At 41.0% G+C, this 15,410-nt stretch carries 18 protein-coding genes and 1 pseudogene; 13 read left to right on the top strand and 6 right to left on the bottom strand.

Features of this window, described 5'->3' with window-relative positions; all coding sequences use genetic code 11:
• The first annotated feature begins 55 nt into the window (after nt 1-55).
• A complete protein-coding gene (gene atpC / locus LZF95_RS10770; protein ID WP_233754998.1) occupies nt 56-301 on the top strand; it encodes an ATP synthase F1 subunit epsilon in 246 nt (81 codons plus the stop codon).
• 149 nt (nt 302-450) lie between these two features.
• Here atpC and LZF95_RS10765 read toward each other — a convergent pair whose 3' ends face one another.
• Both LZF95_RS10765 and LZF95_RS10760 read right to left on the bottom strand, forming a co-directional pair.
• Nucleotides 451-1,584, bottom strand: a complete 1,134-nt coding sequence (locus LZF95_RS10765; protein WP_233754997.1) for a hypothetical protein — start codon at nt 1,582-1,584, stop codon at nt 451-453.
• 13 nt (nt 1,585-1,597) lie between these two features.
• Complete coding sequence (locus tag LZF95_RS10760) at nt 1,598-1,777, bottom strand: hypothetical protein (RefSeq protein WP_233754996.1); 180 nt, start codon at nt 1,775-1,777, stop codon at nt 1,598-1,600.
• Nucleotides 1,778-1,949: 172 nt separating this feature from the next.
• Between LZF95_RS10760 and LZF95_RS10755 the strand changes: the two are divergent.
• Nucleotides 1,950-2,257, top strand: a pseudogene (locus LZF95_RS10755) (F0F1 ATP synthase subunit epsilon).
• A gap of 150 nt (nt 2,258-2,407) precedes the next feature.
• Here the strand turns inward: LZF95_RS10755 and LZF95_RS10750 are convergent.
• Both LZF95_RS10750 and LZF95_RS10745 read right to left on the bottom strand, forming a co-directional pair.
• The gene (locus LZF95_RS10750) at nt 2,408-3,391 is read right to left on the bottom strand and encodes a hypothetical protein (protein ID WP_233754995.1); all 984 of its coding nucleotides are present in this window, start codon (nt 3,389-3,391) and stop codon (nt 2,408-2,410) included.
• A 151-nt stretch (nt 3,392-3,542) separates the two neighbouring features.
• Nucleotides 3,543-3,764 carry a hypothetical protein gene (locus LZF95_RS10745; RefSeq protein WP_233754994.1) on the bottom strand — a complete coding sequence of 74 codons (222 nt, stop codon included), beginning with the start codon at nt 3,762-3,764 and terminating at the stop codon, nt 3,543-3,545.
• Between the two features lie 211 nt (nt 3,765-3,975).
• Here LZF95_RS10745 and LZF95_RS10740 point away from each other — a divergent pair, with 211 nt between their 5' ends.
• Together LZF95_RS10740 and rpsU are read left to right on the top strand one after the other, a co-directional pair.
• Complete coding sequence (locus LZF95_RS10740) at nt 3,976-4,848, top strand: glycoside hydrolase family 16 protein (protein ID WP_233754993.1); 873 nt, start codon at nt 3,976-3,978, stop codon at nt 4,846-4,848.
• Nucleotides 4,849-5,262: 414 nt separating this feature from the next.
• Nucleotides 5,263-5,457, top strand: a complete 195-nt coding sequence (gene rpsU / locus LZF95_RS10735; protein ID WP_233754992.1) for a 30S ribosomal protein S21 — start codon at nt 5,263-5,265, stop codon at nt 5,455-5,457.
• A gap of 54 nt (nt 5,458-5,511) precedes the next feature.
• Here the strand turns inward: rpsU and LZF95_RS10730 are convergent, their stop codons facing one another.
• Nucleotides 5,512-6,621, bottom strand: a complete 1,110-nt coding sequence (locus LZF95_RS10730; RefSeq protein WP_233754991.1) for a DNA replication/repair protein RecF — start codon at nt 6,619-6,621, stop codon at nt 5,512-5,514.
• 92 nt (nt 6,622-6,713) lie between these two features.
• On the opposite strand from LZF95_RS10730, the gene pdhA reads away from it, so the two are divergent.
• The 7 genes from pdhA to LZF95_RS10695 all read left to right on the top strand — a co-directional run bounded on the left by pdhA (nt 6,714) and on the right by LZF95_RS10695 (nt 11,676).
• Nucleotides 6,714-7,733, top strand: a complete 1,020-nt coding sequence (pdhA, locus tag LZF95_RS10725) for a pyruvate dehydrogenase (acetyl-transferring) E1 component subunit alpha (RefSeq protein WP_233754990.1) — start codon at nt 6,714-6,716, stop codon at nt 7,731-7,733.
• 114 nt (nt 7,734-7,847) lie between these two features.
• Nucleotides 7,848-8,561, top strand: a complete 714-nt coding sequence (locus LZF95_RS10720) for a tetratricopeptide repeat protein (RefSeq protein ID WP_233754989.1) — start codon at nt 7,848-7,850, stop codon at nt 8,559-8,561.
• Nucleotides 8,562-8,807: 246 nt separating this feature from the next.
• A complete protein-coding gene (gene ribH, locus LZF95_RS10715) occupies nt 8,808-9,284 on the top strand; it encodes a 6,7-dimethyl-8-ribityllumazine synthase (RefSeq protein ID WP_233754988.1) in 477 nt (158 codons plus the stop codon).
• A gap of 35 nt (nt 9,285-9,319) precedes the next feature.
• Entirely contained in the window at nt 9,320-10,639 is a 1,320-nt protein-coding gene (locus LZF95_RS10710) for an aspartate kinase (protein ID WP_233754987.1), read from the top strand.
• 61 nt (nt 10,640-10,700) lie between these two features.
• On the top strand, nt 10,701-11,027 hold the full coding sequence (locus LZF95_RS10705; RefSeq protein ID WP_233754986.1) for a DUF6787 family protein: 327 nt from the start codon (nt 10,701-10,703) through the stop codon (nt 11,025-11,027).
• 58 nt (nt 11,028-11,085) lie between these two features.
• Complete coding sequence (locus LZF95_RS10700; protein WP_233754985.1) at nt 11,086-11,370, top strand: type II toxin-antitoxin system RelE/ParE family toxin; 285 nt, start codon at nt 11,086-11,088, stop codon at nt 11,368-11,370.
• A 3-nt stretch (nt 11,371-11,373) separates the two neighbouring features.
• Nucleotides 11,374-11,676 (top strand): HigA family addiction module antitoxin, encoded by a 303-nt coding sequence (locus LZF95_RS10695; RefSeq protein ID WP_233754984.1) that lies wholly within the window; start codon nt 11,374-11,376, stop codon nt 11,674-11,676.
• 116 nt (nt 11,677-11,792) lie between these two features.
• Here LZF95_RS10695 and LZF95_RS10690 read toward each other — a convergent pair whose 3' ends face one another.
• On the bottom strand, nt 11,793-13,091 hold the full coding sequence (locus tag LZF95_RS10690) for a hypothetical protein (RefSeq protein ID WP_233754983.1): 1,299 nt from the start codon (nt 13,089-13,091) through the stop codon (nt 11,793-11,795).
• 165 nt (nt 13,092-13,256) lie between these two features.
• Between LZF95_RS10690 and LZF95_RS10685 the strand changes: the two genes are divergently transcribed.
• Together LZF95_RS10685 and LZF95_RS10680 are read left to right on the top strand one after the other, a co-directional pair.
• Nucleotides 13,257-14,642, top strand: a complete 1,386-nt coding sequence (locus tag LZF95_RS10685) for a hypothetical protein (protein WP_233754982.1) — start codon at nt 13,257-13,259, stop codon at nt 14,640-14,642.
• 61 nt (nt 14,643-14,703) lie between these two features.
• Entirely contained in the window at nt 14,704-15,345 is a 642-nt protein-coding gene (locus LZF95_RS10680; RefSeq protein ID WP_233754981.1) for a family 16 glycoside hydrolase, read from the top strand.
• Nucleotides 15,346-15,410: the final 65 nt, after the last annotated feature.

The raw sequence follows: 15,410 nt of genomic DNA, 5'->3' as shown, positions 1-15,410 counted from the left end.
CAGAGCAGCGGCTTAGGACATTCTTAGTCGCTTGCTTTTTTATATTCCGAATCAGATGCATTTAGAAATCGTCACACCGGACAAAAAAGTATTTCAGGGTGAAGTATCCGAGGCCAGTTTCCCTGGTGCCAACGGATCATTTCAGGTGCTGAACAATCACGCTCCTCTCGTTTCGGCCTTGGCAAAGGGAACGGTTTCCTTTACCACTCCGGAGGGAAAGCAGTCCATGATCGTGGATGGCGGCGTAGTGGAAGTCAAAGACAATGTGATCGTGGTGCTGGCTGAGAAAGTAGTCGCATAAGCAATTCATTTCAATATATAAAAAGGTCTCCTGTGCGAATGGGAGACCTTTTATGCTTTAGTCTTACGAAGATTAGCTTTTCCAAAGTTCGGAACTTTGGAAAAGCTGGTGACTAGGGTTATCTGTAAGTTGATATTTCGGAATACTTCTTATTCTTCAATAGGCTTCAGGATGGCACGTTTGATGTATTTATTATCTTTGCTAACTAAAGCCGCATCCACTATATACAAAGTGTCATTTTTTATACCTGCTATATGGCCAAAATCCAAAAACTTGAAAGAATTGATCGTTTCAGACCAAGTTTTTTCAATATTATTATATTTCAAAATATGTGACATGTTGTTTGTTGCTTGTGGACTTTTTTGATCTTTCATAAATGATTGTAAGACAAATCCATCTTCATATACTTTAAAGTCACTAAAATAGTGTGGCTCTGGATGGTGTACTAAAGTGCCTGGAATGTTTTCTACTTCGAATTCTAAAAATGGGATATCATATATGAAATGTCTACTTTTTGGAAAAGAAATATTTTCTAATGTTTTAGTCAAGTTATCGGTCTGAAAGATTGAAATCGATTCAGTGAATGGAAAAGAAATCATCATTTCTTGATGGTGAGTAAAACCTGAAGTAAAAATCTTCCCCGGGGCAATAAACTTATTCATTTCTCTGAGCTCATGTGGGAATGATATACTGTTTTCAATGAAATTCCCTTTTAGGTCGTACTTGCCAATCAATTTGTCGGTTAGATTATAAAACTTGTTTGATGTAAATGTAGTCTGATTAGTTGAGTGCTCGATGAAAAAATGATCCTGATCCTTAGAAAATAAGCCTAGCATTAAGGGTTTGAATCTGATGTCATTTGGTGGTGCTAAGGAAATGGTATTCACATGTTTTTGGCCAACTTCAAGTTCTTTGGAAAGGTTGAATTGATGAATCTTTTTTGATGTGCCCTCAAATACATATACCATTGGATATTCGAACCAGTGTACTTTTGTAGGAAGCAAATTAATTCCCTTTTCCTGACCATTCGTTATAGAAGAGACCTCTTTTCCACTCCTGATGTCAAAAACCCAAACGCCCCTACTATGAAAACTTTCAACGCCAATTAAAGTGTCATTAATTAGTGTTGCGTCTGAGGGCTTTGTTAGGAATCCATTACTCTGTATGATTTCCACGGAATCAATTAATACTAACTCTAAGGCTTGAGGTAATTGATCATAATCAGTCTTCTCACCACAAGACCAAAGAGTTAGTAATAAATACAAAAAACAAAGTAGTTTCATTTAGTTTATGACATTAACATTCTAAGTCTGCATCTTCATCAGGACACGCTACAATAACACAGCCGCTAGGACATAAATATGTTGCGCAATCATATTGATCCTCTCCTATTAACTCGCATTTCTCTGCAGTTACCGTTTGTGAAAAGCCTACCATACCTAGTACGGCAAGGGTTAAAATCATCATTTTTTTCATGATTAATTTGTTTAAATTAAAAGATATTTATAAAAAGCTAGCTTAGTTGAAACTATAAAGACCATATTGAAATTACAAATTTCATTCCGGGTAATTTTATAAACGGTTAATTTCGATGGGGGGGGTAAATAGTTGGTTTGAGAATTATTGCTTGATACTGCTTAGGTTGATCTTGGGTCTTCCGGAAATCGTCACACCGGACAAAAAAGTATTTCAGGGTGAAGTATCCGAGGCCAGTTTCCCTGGTGCCAACGGATCATTTCATGTGTTTATAATTTGGTTTTTAAAGGCCATAACCTTTCCGGAAGGCAGGCTCGATTTCAGGTGCTGAACAATCACGCTCCTCTCGTTTCGGCCTTGGCAAAGGGAACGGTTTCCTTTACCACTCCGGAGGGAAAGCAGTCCATGATCGTGGATGGCGGAGTAGTGGAGGTCAAAAACAATGTGATCGTGGTGCTGGCTGAGAAAGTAGTCGCATAAGCAATTCATTTCAATATATAAAAAGGTCTCCTGTGCGAATGGGAGACCTTTTATGCTTTAGTCTTACGAAGATTAACTTTTCCAAAGTTCCGCACTTTGGAAAAGCTTGTGACGAGGTTTATTCTGTAAGTTGATATTTCGGAATGCCCCTTATTCTTCAATAGGTTTCAGGATGGCCCGCTTGATGTATTTATCATCGTACTTCATCATGCTGCCCTCGTAGAAGTATAAGGTGTCATTGGCAACTCCGGCTAGCATTCCGATATCAAGTATTCCTTTCGGATTTTGGGTTTCATACCATTTTTCTTCTTCCTTATTATACACCATCAGGTGAGCAAATCGTGTCTTTTCGATTCCTCCCTCACCGATTTTCATCCAAGTTTCAATATATATAGACTTCTCATCCTCATAAAGAGAGTTGAAATAATGGTTGTCAGGAGTTTTTGCACTTTGTTTTTCTCCGGCCATAATCGCCTTGAAATCAATTATTCTATCTGCAGCCTTCAGCTGATAATCAAATACCCTACTAGGCGGTAGATCTAGTTGTTCTAGCTCTTCACCCTTGTTCGTGTAGCGGTGTAGTTTCTTGCTGTGTGGAAAAGAAAGTAGAATGGTTTGATTATTATCACTCATTTTTAAGTAGTTAGTCGGACTTAATGACCCGTCCATGGCTTTATATTCCTCTGGATATTCCTTTATAGATTTTTGAAATTTTCCGTTGCTATCAAAAAAGTATAAAAGATCACCTGAATTTCGATAAAAGTCTGGCAGATAGGCATCGTACTTTTGGTCGTAAAGCTCTACCAAAAAGCCTTCTTTCGTTTTTTTGAATTCTGCTCCTATTGTTCGGATGATTTTGTCCTCTGGTAGATCTAGCCTTATTTTCTCGATAAACTCTTGGCTGACTACATTGAATACCAGCACAGACTGGCTTCTTCTATCAATGATATAGACAATGGGGTAATCTGAGATGTTATAGGATGTAGGCATAAAAGCACCTATGGGAAAATCCCCAGAAGCAATATTTCCCACTTGTTCGCCATTTTTACGGATAATTCCTACAGCGGGGGTTCGATTGGAGGATACGGCTAACAGGCTATCCCCGATTAATTCTACCTTGGCAGGTACGTTCATAAAAAAATGCTCTTCTTTAACTAAAGATGAGTCTACAATGACAAGGTCTAATAAAGTGGGAAGAGCATCCTTTTCCGCAGCTGATCGACATGACCATAAAGCAAAAAAGAATGCTCCAAATAAACAGTACTGTTTCATTTTGGTAAATTAATTAGGTGCAAACGGTCATCGTGTGACAATCACCATCTGCACATTGTTCTTCATTATCACAGGCCCAAGCGATACAATCACCACAGTCTGCTACATCACATCCATATTCATCTTCAAAATGTGTGCATGGATCATTCATATTCGCCATTGCCGGCTGCACCACCGCAAAACTACCCAATACCATACCTAGTACGGCAAGGGTTAAAATCATCATTTTTTTCATGATTAATTTGTTTAAATTAAAAGATATTCATAAAAAGCTAGCTTAGTTGAAACTATAAAGATCATATTGAAATTACAAATTTCATCCGAGATGATTTTATAAACGGTTAATTCCAATGGGGGGGTAAAAAATTAGTTTGAGTATTTTGTCCCCCAAGCTCACATGCGTACCATAACATGTTATAGTCAACACTTTATACTATCTTCAGCCGATGAAATTCCTGTTCTTCCTTCCTTTCTTTGTCCTGGCCAGTATAGTAGAGAGCGATACCCAAAAGCGGCACAAATCCTTTCACGAGGATTTCAAAAAAGCCAAATCCAGGCACTTCCGCTATGGATCTACAGGAACTGCAGCAGACTTCAAATATAAAATGGGGATGCAATCCCCCACGGAACCCGGGACTAATATTCTGTCTTTCAAGCTAAATCCTGAGGAAGAAGCCGGACCCGGAAAAGGGCCAGAGATCATCTCTAAGAAATTCACGCATTTTGGTTCCTACTCCACCCGTCTGAAAATACCTGCTGTTCGGGATCGCCAACCGGATGTAGGGGCTGTAGTAGGGTGTTTTACCTATCATGAGGATGACAAAGAAGGTTTGAGCGAGATTGACTTTGAGTGGCTGGTCGCTGATCCCAGAATCATCTACGTAGGTACTTGGACGGGCGAGCACGGCAAACTGCAGCGCATAGGAAGGATAATCAATCTTGCAGAAGGTAAAATCCTGGAGACGGTGAGCAAAATAAACTACGACGGAACGCCCACGGCTTTAGAGGGATTGCAGAATCTGCCTGAAACTATCCCTGCTATCAAGAATTACGATGCTTCTTCCCGGTTTTATACCTATGGGTTTGATTGGGGACGCGATAGGTTAAGGTGGTGGATGCTTCATCCTGAGACAGCCGATACGGTAGTGCTGTGGGACTATCAGGGTTCAAGGTTGGGTATCCCCCAGCATGCCTCAAAGTATAGGATGAACTTCTGGCATACGCAGGATTGGGCTGTGGAGGGTAACCCAAATTCCATGGAGAAGCCCGCATTTCCGTTTGAGCTAGAGGTGGATTGGATGGAGTACATGCCTAGGTAGTACCGTTTTATCAGGTTCATTTTTGACGAAGCAAAGCCGGTTGGTCACTTCATTAGTCTTTATAGCTGATGTGATCATTTAAAAAAGACCGGAACTTGTTAATTTCATTCACTGAATAAATCCCTCCTTGGATGAAGATCCCGAGTGTGATAGCTTCAGCTTTTTATTTTTCCAGTGCTACTTGGGTTATTGCCCGTATGCTAAAAATAGGTGCAAATGTTATTGGAGGGGGACAAGTGCTGTCCTTTGTTAGTAGTGAAGGGAGATCCTCTGGAGAAAACAGTTCAGTTTGCGCATAGGAAATAGGTGCTAAGCCCTAATTTACAACTAGTGTTTGGAAGGTTTATTTTAGAAGAACTGTTGTTTTTACAATATTATTTCTACCTTTGCAGCCACGAAAGGGGGTGTATAGATATGATCATAGTTAACGTAAAAGAGAACGAATCAATCGAGAAAGCGCTAAAGCGTTTCAAAAAGAAGTTTGACAAGACTGGTGCAGTCCGTGAACTTCGTGCGAGACAAGCTTTCACTAAGCCTTCTGTGAAGAGGAGAGCACAAGTAATCAAAGCGGCTTACAAGCAGCATCTTCAAGAAGAAGCAGCGAAGTAATCAGTTTTGATCTTCCGATATTGAGCGCATTTGCCATCGGGCAGATGCGTTTTTTTATGTCTCAGAGGTAACGGTTCCGTCATGGATTGGGAAAAAGAACACTTCGGAGCCCAGTTCACTTAGAATTTTCTTCGATCGTTCCGGTCTGGCATCTGTCAAAAAAATCTGCCCAAACGTGTGCTGGGAGATCAGCTTCATCAGCTGGGCAATGCGCAGATCGTCCAGTTTGTCAAAGATATCGTCCAGCAGCAATACAGGCTTTTCACCTTTCTCATTCTCAAATATCTGAAATTGAGACAGCTTAAGTGCAATGATATACGACTTCTGCTGCCCTTGGCTACCGATCTTCCGGATAGGGTGCTCCCCGATCATAAAGCCAAAATCATCCTTGTGGATGCCCGCATTGCTGTTTTTGGTTATCAGGTCTTTTTTTCGGAGACTTTTAAAATACTCGGCAAAATCCTCCCGAAGCGCTTCAGTTTCATACTGTACGCTTACTAATTCCTGGCCTTGGGAAATCTCCGAATAATGGCTTTGTAACAGAGTAGCCATATCTTTTAAGAGTTCATTTCTTCTCACTGCAAGCTCTTTACTAAGCTCAATTAATTCAGTGTCGTACTTATCCAACAGTGTCAGGTCACGTCGCCCTGTTTCCGCAAACTTTTTGAGAAGGGCATTCCGCTGTTTCAAAAAGTGGTGGTACCTGATCAGCTGATCCAGATAGGCATGATCCAGCTGGGAGATCAAGCCATCGAAAAACTTTCTACGTCCCTCGCTTCCTCCCTTGATCAGCTCTGTGTCGTCTGGAGCAACCAAGACCAGCGGAATGAGCCCTACGTGCTCTGATGTTTTGGCCAGTGCTTTTCCGTTTTGGTAGATTTGCTTCTTCCTGCCCAGTTCTACGGTACATCTCACCTCCAGCTGTTTTTTTTCGGCTAGTTCAAACTGTCCTTTGATCGCAAAAAAATCTTTCTGGTGCTGGACATTCAGGCTGTCACTGGATTGCACGGCGCTTTTGGTCAGGGATAGGTAATGAATCCCGTCAAGTATGTTGGTTTTACCGCTTCCATTTAATCCCACAAAGCAATTGATTTCCGGGGAAAATTGGATTCTGGTCTTCTCATGATTTTTGAATTGTAGGAGTTCGAGAGACTTCAGATACATGAGATTGGGTAATTATTTCGTAGGGAGCCTGTTATTTAGGACGGGTTGATTATATTTGAAACCTAAAATTAGCATATTTTCATCATTACGATATGGCAAAGAAAACTGCAGCAACTAAGTCCAAAGTAAAATATTCAAAGGAAACTTATACCTTCTGGTACGAGAGCATGCTCTTAATGAGGAGGTTTGAAGAGAAAGCGGGGCAACTTTACGGGCAACAGAAAATAAGAGGGTTCTGTCATTTATATATAGGCCAGGAAGCTTGTGCTTCCGGGGCGATTTCGGCATTGACTAAAGATGACAAGTGGATCACGGCTTACCGTTGTCATGCGCATCCACTGGGGCTGGGCACTGATCCAGGGGCTGTCATGGCTGAGCTTTTTGGCAAAGCTACTGGAACTACCAAAGGAAAAGGTGGCTCTATGCACATTTTTGATAAAGAGAAGAATTTCATGGGAGGTCATGGGATCGTCGGTGCGCAGGTACCAATGGGGCTGGGAATGGGCTTTGCGGAAAAATATAAAGGCACCAAAAACCTTGCAATCTGCTACATGGGTGACGGAGCTGTTCGTCAGGGGGCTTTCCACGAAGCATTGAATCTGGCCATGCTTTATAAGACTCCGGTGATTTTTGTCATCGAAAACAACGGCTATGCCATGGGTACTGCTGTAAAAAGATCGTCAAATGTGGAAGACCTTTCTACTTTGGGAGAATCTTATGACATGCCATCATTTGCTGTGGACGGGATGAATGTGGAGGCAGTGCACGAAGCTGTAGCCGAAGCTGCTGACCGTGCAAGAAGAGGCGACGGGCCTACTTTGCTTGAAATGAGAACCTACCGTTACAAGGGGCACTCTATGTCTGATCCTCAGAAATACAGAACCAAAGAGGAGGTAGAGGAATACAAGCAGCGTGATCCGGTGGAGCAGGTGCTGGCCACTATCAAGGAAAACAATATCCTGAGTGAAGAGGAAATAGAAGAGATCGTAAAAGGTGTGAAGCAAAAAGTGGCCGATGCGGTGAAGTTTGCTGAAGAATCCCCTTGGCCAGACGGTCAGGATGCTTTCAAGGATGTATATATCCAGGAAGACTATCCATTTGTGATGGAATAATCGAATAAATCATAACCCATTAAAAGCCATGGAGACAGAAAGCTTTCATGGCTTTTTTATTGGACTTTGTGGAAAATATAAAAACCGTATATTTGCGGCTGAAATTTGAGTAGCATGGCAACGAAACAAACTAAAAAAGCACACCCGGAACATCACAATGATATTTTGGAAGATCCTTCCGAGATTGCGGCAAGATTAGGAAAGGGTGAAGCTTTTTTGAAGCAGAATAGTAAAGTATTGGCTGGGGTATTGATCGCAGCAGTGGTTTTGATCGGTGGAATCTTGTTTTTCCAGATCAACACCCAAAACCAAAATGAAAAAGCACAGAAGGAAATGTTCCAGGCTGTGTATTTCTATGAGCAAGACAGTGTTCAGCTGGCCTTGAATGGTGATGGTATCAACGCGGGTCTTCTCACTATAGTAGATAACTATCCTAGAACTGATGCCGCGAATCTTGCACATTTCTACATTGGTTCTATTTATCTATCTGAGAGAAAGTATGAAGAAGCGATCTCTGAATTGGAAAAATTCTCGGCTGATGATTTCCTGGTGCAGGCTAAAGCTTATTCCCTTATCGGTGATGCTAATATGGAGCTAGGAAATACTGACAAAGCCATTGCTAACTACAAAAAGGCAGCTGAATATGATGAAAATAAGTTTTTCACACCTAAGTATTTGACCAAACTGGCGATTGCATACGAAGCAGCCGGTAAAACCGCTGAAGCCATCGCAGCTTATGGACAGATAGAGGATAAATATTTCGAATCTTTCGAATTCGCTGCCGCACGAAAACATAAAGCCCGCTTAGAAGGTCTTGCCTCTAAGTAATGCTTTTTTCTATAGCATACTAAGAAGAGTAAGGCCCTACGGTCTTACTCTTTTTTTGTTTAACGCGAATTTAAACACCAACAAAACGAACAGCAGCTTAACTTAAATTTATCAGTCTGTTATTCCTGTTTCTTATTTCTAGACTCTTGGCTCTTGATACTTGTTACTAAAATCCTGATTCTTGGATCTTGGCTCTTGTTTCTAACCTCCCGGTCCTTAAATTTTATACATTAAAATCTTCCCCATATGGCAACTTCCCTTAAAAGCCTCAGTGCCCACTCCTCCAAAAATATCCAAGACATCAGTGAAAAAATATTTGGCATCATTGTCTCCGAATGGAATGAAGACGTGACCGAAGCGCTTTACTCAGGTGCTTATCAGACGTTATTGGAAAACGGGGCGAAAAAAGAAAATATCATTCGGAAAAATGTACCCGGGTCATTTGAGCTGACCCTTGCTGCACAATGGCTAGCCCAGGAGGAAAGCATAGATGCAGTGATCTGTCTTGGCTGTGTCATTCAGGGAGAGACTAAGCACTTTGATTTTATCTGTGACGCCGTAGCGCATGGCATCACCAACGTAGCATTGAAATACAATAAACCTGTGATCTTTGGTGTATTGACTCCTAATACCCAGCAGCAGGCGATGGATCGTGCCGGAGGAAAACATGGCAACAAAGGTGATGAAGCAGCCATCACAGCAGTGAAAATGCTTGGATTCTAAACACAAAAACCTATTAACCTTATACTGATTAGTCTATGAAAATCATGAAATTTGGAGGCACATCTGTGGGCCGTCCAGAACGCATGCACCAGGTAAAAGACCTGATCACCCGTGGTGATGAATCAAAAATCGTAGTTCTTTCTGCTCTTTCTGGCACCACCAATTCCCTGGTAAGCATCGGCGAGGCTTTGGCATCGGCAGATAAAGTCCTGGCGAAATCCAAAATTGATGAGCTTCATGCACATTACAATGCCTTTTATCCCGAGTTGGTCAAAACCGACACTGCAAGAGAGAAGTCTCAGGAAATCATCAAGGAACACTTTGAGTTTCTGAATATCCTGCTGAAAATATCCTTCAACGAAGCGATCAACCGTGATATTCTAGCCCAGGGAGAATTACTTTCTACCAAGCTTTTTCATACGCTTTTGGAGGAACTTGAGATCCCTGCGGTGTTCTTGTCCGCACTGGATTTCATGAGTATTGATGAAAATGCCGAACCGGAATTGCAGAAAATCTCAGACAGATTGAAGTCTATTCTAGCGCAGCATCCCGATGATACTATTTTTATCACTCAAGGGTTTATTTGTAAAAACCATCTGAATGAAGTAGATAACTTAAAACGTGGTGGAAGTGATTATACCGCTTCGTTGGTAGCGGCAGCCATCCAAGCTACCGCCTGTGAGATCTGGACAGATATCGACGGTATGCACAACAATGATCCGCGTATCGTGGACAAAACCCGTCCCATCGCAGAAATGTCATTTGACGAGGCGGCAGAGCTTGCCTACTTCGGGGCCAAAATTCTCCACCCCGCATCCATCTGGCCAGCTCAGCAGTTCAACGTTCCCGTGAAACTGCTTAATACCATGCAACCAGAAGCCCACGGTACACTGATCAAAGCAAAAGTAGAGTCAATGGGAGTAAAGGCAATCGCTGCAAAAGATGGTATCACAGCCATCAAAATCAAATCCAGTCGCATGTTGCTTGCATATGGTTTCTTAAGAAAGGTGTTTGAAATCTTCGAAAAATATAAAACTCCAATTGACATGATCACCACTTCGGAAGTTGCTGTTTCTGTCACCATTGACGATTTGAGCCATTTGGAGCAAATTATGCAGGAATTGGAGTCGTTCTGTACGGTGGAAGTGGATCGTGAGCAGACGATCATCTGCATCGTGGGCAATATGGTGTCCGAAAGCAAAGGGGCCATACAGGCTGTGATCGATTCTCTGATAGAATATCCGGTTAGGATGGTTTCATTCGGCGGTAGCCGCCACAATGTCTCCGTATTGGTGGATTCCAAATTCAAAAAAGAGGCATTGCAAAGCCTTAATCAAGACCTATTTACTTGGTAAAAATGATAGCCGGCCTAGTGTCGGCTATTTTATTTAGACTGATTCTTGTTACTTTTGGGACATGTCAGTGAAAAACGATAAGTCAGGGTTTCTTCAGCGCCTTCAAACCAAGTGGAAATTGAACAGCCTGCTTCAGGTCATCCTGGTTTTGCTGGTTTTTGCCTGTACGGGTTTTACTATTCTCTTTATCAAAAACCCAATCCTGGATTTTTTCGGGGTCGAAAAGGGCGGCTTTGTCAACACGGTACTTTACCTATTATTGGTTCTTCCCCTGTACCAGATTTTTCTGTTGATCTATGGCTTTATTTTCGGCCAGTTTAACTTCTTCTGGGAGAAGGAAAAGGATTTTTTCAGAAGGATTGGGAGGATGTTTTCTAAAAAGAAGTGATTCCATTTTATAATACCTTAAACTTTTACTAACTCATTACGCTAGTAAAAAACGTATCATGATTCTATCTTTTGGATCCAGAGAAACTGAAAAAATCTGGGATGGAATTCGAGTAAAAAAGCTTCCTCTTGATATTCAACAAATCGGTCGTAGAAAATTAAGAATGCTGAATAACTCACAAAACATTGGAGATTTACTCGTTCCTCCTTCAAATCGATTAGAAGAAAAGCTCTCTGGAAATCTTTCTGGCTATTACAGCATTAGAATAAATATCCAATGGCGTATAATCTTCAAGTGGGAAAGCGGAAATTCAAAAGAGGTAGAAATAGTTGATTATCACTAAAACATGGAAAAGTTAGCAAACATACATCCAGGCGAAATCCTAAACCTTGAATTTCTAGAACCTTTGGGCATTACTGCTTATAGGCTGTCCAAAGACCTTGGCATTCCTCAAACTAGGGTGTCTGAAATAAGAAAAGGTAACCGGAGAATCACAGCTGATACAGCACTTCGCCTGAGTAAATATTTTAGAAACTCTCCTAAATTCTGGCTGGGCATTCAAGACGATTATGATATTGAAGAAGAAAGTCTGCGGAAAGAAAAAGAGCTCAATGATATAAAACATTTCGAGGAAAAAAATGTCATATAAATAAAAGTCTAGTGTCTGAATTTTCGGTATACTTTTCCAATTCCCTTTCTTTTGGGAAAAGGAAAAGCAGATTTTTAGGAGAATTGGAGAGATGTTTAAGCAAAAGAAGACGTAATCTAAAATTCTTCTTGAAGGATTACACTTTTATTTTTATCGAAAAGCCTTAAAAAATCAATTTCACCCGTACCTTCAAAAAAATAGCCTACTCCCACTATATCTCCAGCATCTTCGGTAAATGATTTTTGTAAAACAAGGGTGTCAGCCATGCGCACTTTCACTTCCTTATCCATTACAGAAATCTGCATTTCAGCCCATTCTGAAGAATCCACACCAAAACCTGACAAGTCGGCCTTTTTCCCCTCTATACTTTCCCCAGCCAAAAACACACCGATCTCAGAGGAGCATCCCGGAATTGAAACCGGGATCATAAGGGCACTATTCTGACAAATAATTACCAGCTGGGAAAACTGACAGGTTCCACTTCCTTCTGAATAGGTATTGCGAAAACGAGTTTCCAAAGAAAAAGAATCACTGGATAGGCTCCCAAAGTCCTCCACATAATAAAACCGGGAAATTGGCAATTCCGGTTGCAAACTGATGTTCTTGCTCAGAAGATCGCTTTCAGAAAGGCTTAGTTTGCCATTTTTGATGACTTCCTCCTTTTTGAAATAAATGGGGACAGGATCGTTTTCGACAAGTGAAAGCCAGCCATCTGTGGCTATTAAAAGGTCATGTTCCTGCATCACTTTTTCTCCCATAATCAGTTTTGCCCTAAAATAGCCCGGATAGTAATAGACGGATGTAGCTTGATTTTGATTTTTGTCGATTTTAAACCTCTTGCTTGTGTCCCAGGATTGCTGGATAAAAAGAGAATCTGTAGGCGCACTTGAAACATCAAACTCAAATACTACCGAATTGGGAACCCCGGAAGTGACAGGCTGGCTGCTAAACGTAAATGTTGCCGGATCCACTGTCTGTTCAGGCTTCTCATCCAAAAAGTTCCATCCGACTAGGATCACTGTAATCAAAGCAGCAACAACCAATAAGGCGGAAATCTGATTTGAACTCCACTTCAACATCCCCTTTTTTTGGAACGGCACATCTTGCGGTTTTCCGGGTTCAGGGATTTCCATTTCAACTTCTTTGTGAATCGAGTCATCGAAATCCCTGAAGCTATCAAATCCAATAAACTTAGCCAATGCGTTTAGGGTCGTAATTTGAGGCTCACTCTCATATTTGACTTTCCCCCAAAGTCTCCTTAGGGTGCTTGTGCTCAGATTTACGCCCGTTTTGGAAAAAATTTTCTCACTCAATAATTCGAAATCATTATTTTTCCAATACTGGCTGTCACCCCAGCCCAAATTTTCCTCAATCAGTGCTAAGCATTTTTTTAAACTGGATGGATTATTTAGCATTCGATATTCTCTGTTTTCTACAAAGAAAGATAACTGTTTGATTTTTTGTCCACGTAAAAAAGTTCGTGAAAAACCTTGAACAGCTTTTGAACAGCCTTTGATCCTTGGTTCAATGAGTGTGCTCTTAAATTGGCAACCATATTCTAGCACCCTAAACCAACAACAATGAAAAAACTCATTTTATTCGGCACTTTTACTATGCTGTTTTCCAGTTTGCAGAGCCAAACAATTCCACTTGATTCCGATACATGGGATTATACCGGGAATACAGTCGAATTCAAAACTGAGAATGGTACCCAAAAAATGCTTATTTCTCCTTCGTCGGGAAAAGTAGTTGCCAAGAACCTTGAGTTTAGCAATGGGACTATAGAGTTTGATTCATTTGACACCAAGGCACTCTCCTTTTTCTTCAGAATGAAAGATAGGGATGAAAATGAGTATTTCTACCTAAGAACTGCTAGGGCCGGCGATTCCACCGCCATGGATGCTATTCAGTATGCCCCCTACATAGATGGTGTTTTAATGTGGAATATTTATCCTCAATACCAATCAAATGCCAATTTTAGCCTGGAGGGAAAGAATCATTTTAAGTTTGTAGTCTCAGGTTCCAGAATGGAAATCTATATCAACAGCGAAACTCCAACTTTAGAAGTGGATCATCTGGAGGGAAATTTTGAGACAGGGCTATTGGGTTTTGAGGGAGAAGCAGAGATATCAAATGTAAAGATTGACCCAAAGAATACAGGTGGTCTTTCTACTTTACCGGGTATCGATCCTGTAGCAAATGATCCCAGGTATATCCGCAGCTGGGCTGTGAGCGAAGGAATTCAAATACCGGATAAAATAGATTTCAGCTATGAATACCTTCCTTCACCGGATACTGAATGGAAGATAATAACGACGGAAAGAAGAGGCTTGGTAAACCTGACAAGGCTATTTGGTAAAATAGAAGAAAAAAGGTTGAATTGGCTCAAACTGAAAATTGAGTCAGAAAAAGAACAAACCAAGCAAGTTGATTTTGGATTCCTTACTGAGATGTGGGTGTTCCTGAATGGCCAAATGCTCTACTTAGACAAAAACTTGCAAGGAAGACTAATGGCTAAGAAGCCTGATGGAAGGATTTCTATCGAAAACACATCCTTTGAATTGCCCTTAAAAAAGGGACAGAATGAGTTGTTAATAGGTATCGCAAATCAGGCATGGGGCACAGGGGCTATGATGAGACTGGACAATCTGAGCGAAATCAAGGTTTCCCCTGACCCTAGTTTTGACGACCGCATGACCATACTTCCTAAAGCATCTTTAAAAGCATTTGAGGGAAAATATTTGACAGAAAACGGGATCGAACTAGTCATTACCAGTGATGCTTATTCTTTGACTATGGCAAGCGATGTGTTCAATGGGACTGCCTATCCCAAATCGGAATCCTTGTTTTTCGTCAGGGAAATGAATTTGGATATTCAATTCCTTTATAATCCAGTAGGTGCACCATCTGGGATGGAATTTATTCTTGATGGTAAAAATGTCTTGAAACTGGAAAAGGCTGATTGATCTGTTCTGACAGCTCATAATGACTTGATTGATACGATAAACAACTGAAAAACAATTTAAGATGAAGAAAGCAATAGTTCCTTTAGTATTTGTGACACTAGCTCAAGTTGCATTTGCACAAGAGTTTACACCAAACCTACACGATCACAATCTCTGGTATGTCCAGAATAGAGAGCCATCAAAATCAACGACAAACGGCATAGAACTGAATGCTGGGGAAGGGGACGGAATGATGGTTCTAAAAGACTTTGATTTTCAGGATGGAAGTATTGAGCTTGACGTCAAAGGGGAAGATAAACAGGGAGCAAGTTTTGTAGGCTTGGCTTTCAATATTCAAGGTGAATATGAGTATGAAACACTTTATTTTAGACCTTTCAATTTTCAAAACGAAGCACGGAGAACCCATGCTGTCCAATATACTTATAATCCTGATTATACCTGGGATGTGCTTCGGGAAAAATACCCGGGTAAATACGAAAACTCGCTTGAACCTGCTCCGGATCCAAATGATTGGTTTCATCTAAGGATCACCAAAATCAGCGGTAAGATCAGTGTTTACGTAAACAACCAACCCGATCCTTGTTTGGTAGTGTCAAGTCTCTCTGAAAGGGATAATGGAATGATTGGACTTTGGGTGGGAAATGGGTCAATGGGAGAATTTAAAAATCTTAAAATCGTGTTACAACCTACAAGTGTGAATTAAATATGGCTTGCTGAAAAACAGCTCACATGAAAAATCGGCCAATCACTCAAAACGATAGCTTTTGA

The organism is Algoriphagus sp. AGSA1 (genome assembly GCF_021390545.1).
Lineage (GTDB): Bacteria > Bacteroidota > Bacteroidia > Cytophagales > Cyclobacteriaceae > Algoriphagus.
This window is presented reverse-complemented; position numbering and strand designations above follow the sequence as displayed.

Bases quoted from the DNA above. Each gene is read 5' to 3' on its own strand.
- LZF95_RS10705 (WP_233754986.1), top strand. From the start codon at position 10,701: ATGTCAGTGAAAAACGATAAGTCAGGGTTTCTTCAGCGCCTTCAAACC.
- LZF95_RS10720 (WP_233754989.1), top strand. From the start codon at position 7,848: ATGGCAACGAAACAAACTAAAAAAGCACACCCGGAACATCACAATGAT.
- LZF95_RS10710 (WP_233754987.1), top strand. From the start codon at position 9,320: ATGAAAATCATGAAATTTGGAGGCACATCTGTGGGCCGTCCAGAACGC.
- LZF95_RS10760 (WP_233754996.1), bottom strand. From the start codon at position 1,777: ATGAAAAAAATGATGATTTTAACCCTTGCCGTACTAGGTATGGTAGGC.
- LZF95_RS10750 (WP_233754995.1), bottom strand. From the start codon at position 3,391: ATGAACGTACCTGCCAAGGTAGAATTAATCGGGGATAGCCTGTTAGCC.
- LZF95_RS10695 (WP_233754984.1), top strand. From the start codon at position 11,374: ATGGAAAAGTTAGCAAACATACATCCAGGCGAAATCCTAAACCTTGAA.
- LZF95_RS10740 (WP_233754993.1), top strand. From the start codon at position 3,976: ATGAAATTCCTGTTCTTCCTTCCTTTCTTTGTCCTGGCCAGTATAGTA.
- rpsU (WP_233754992.1), top strand. From the start codon at position 5,263: ATGATCATAGTTAACGTAAAAGAGAACGAATCAATCGAGAAAGCGCTA.
- pdhA (WP_233754990.1), top strand. From the start codon at position 6,714: ATGGCAAAGAAAACTGCAGCAACTAAGTCCAAAGTAAAATATTCAAAG.
- atpC (WP_233754998.1), top strand. From the start codon at position 56: ATGCATTTAGAAATCGTCACACCGGACAAAAAAGTATTTCAGGGTGAA.
- LZF95_RS10765 (WP_233754997.1), bottom strand. From the start codon at position 1,584: ATGAAACTACTTTGTTTTTTGTATTTATTACTAACTCTTTGGTCTTGT.
- LZF95_RS10690 (WP_233754983.1), bottom strand. From the start codon at position 13,091: ATGCTAAATAATCCATCCAGTTTAAAAAAATGCTTAGCACTGATTGAG.
- LZF95_RS10700 (WP_233754985.1), top strand. From the start codon at position 11,086: ATGATTCTATCTTTTGGATCCAGAGAAACTGAAAAAATCTGGGATGGA.
- LZF95_RS10730 (WP_233754991.1), bottom strand. From the start codon at position 6,621: ATGTATCTGAAGTCTCTCGAACTCCTACAATTCAAAAATCATGAGAAG.
- LZF95_RS10680 (WP_233754981.1), top strand. From the start codon at position 14,704: ATGAAGAAAGCAATAGTTCCTTTAGTATTTGTGACACTAGCTCAAGTT.
- LZF95_RS10745 (WP_233754994.1), bottom strand. From the start codon at position 3,764: ATGAAAAAAATGATGATTTTAACCCTTGCCGTACTAGGTATGGTATTG.
- ribH (WP_233754988.1), top strand. From the start codon at position 8,808: ATGGCAACTTCCCTTAAAAGCCTCAGTGCCCACTCCTCCAAAAATATC.
- LZF95_RS10685 (WP_233754982.1), top strand. From the start codon at position 13,257: ATGAAAAAACTCATTTTATTCGGCACTTTTACTATGCTGTTTTCCAGT.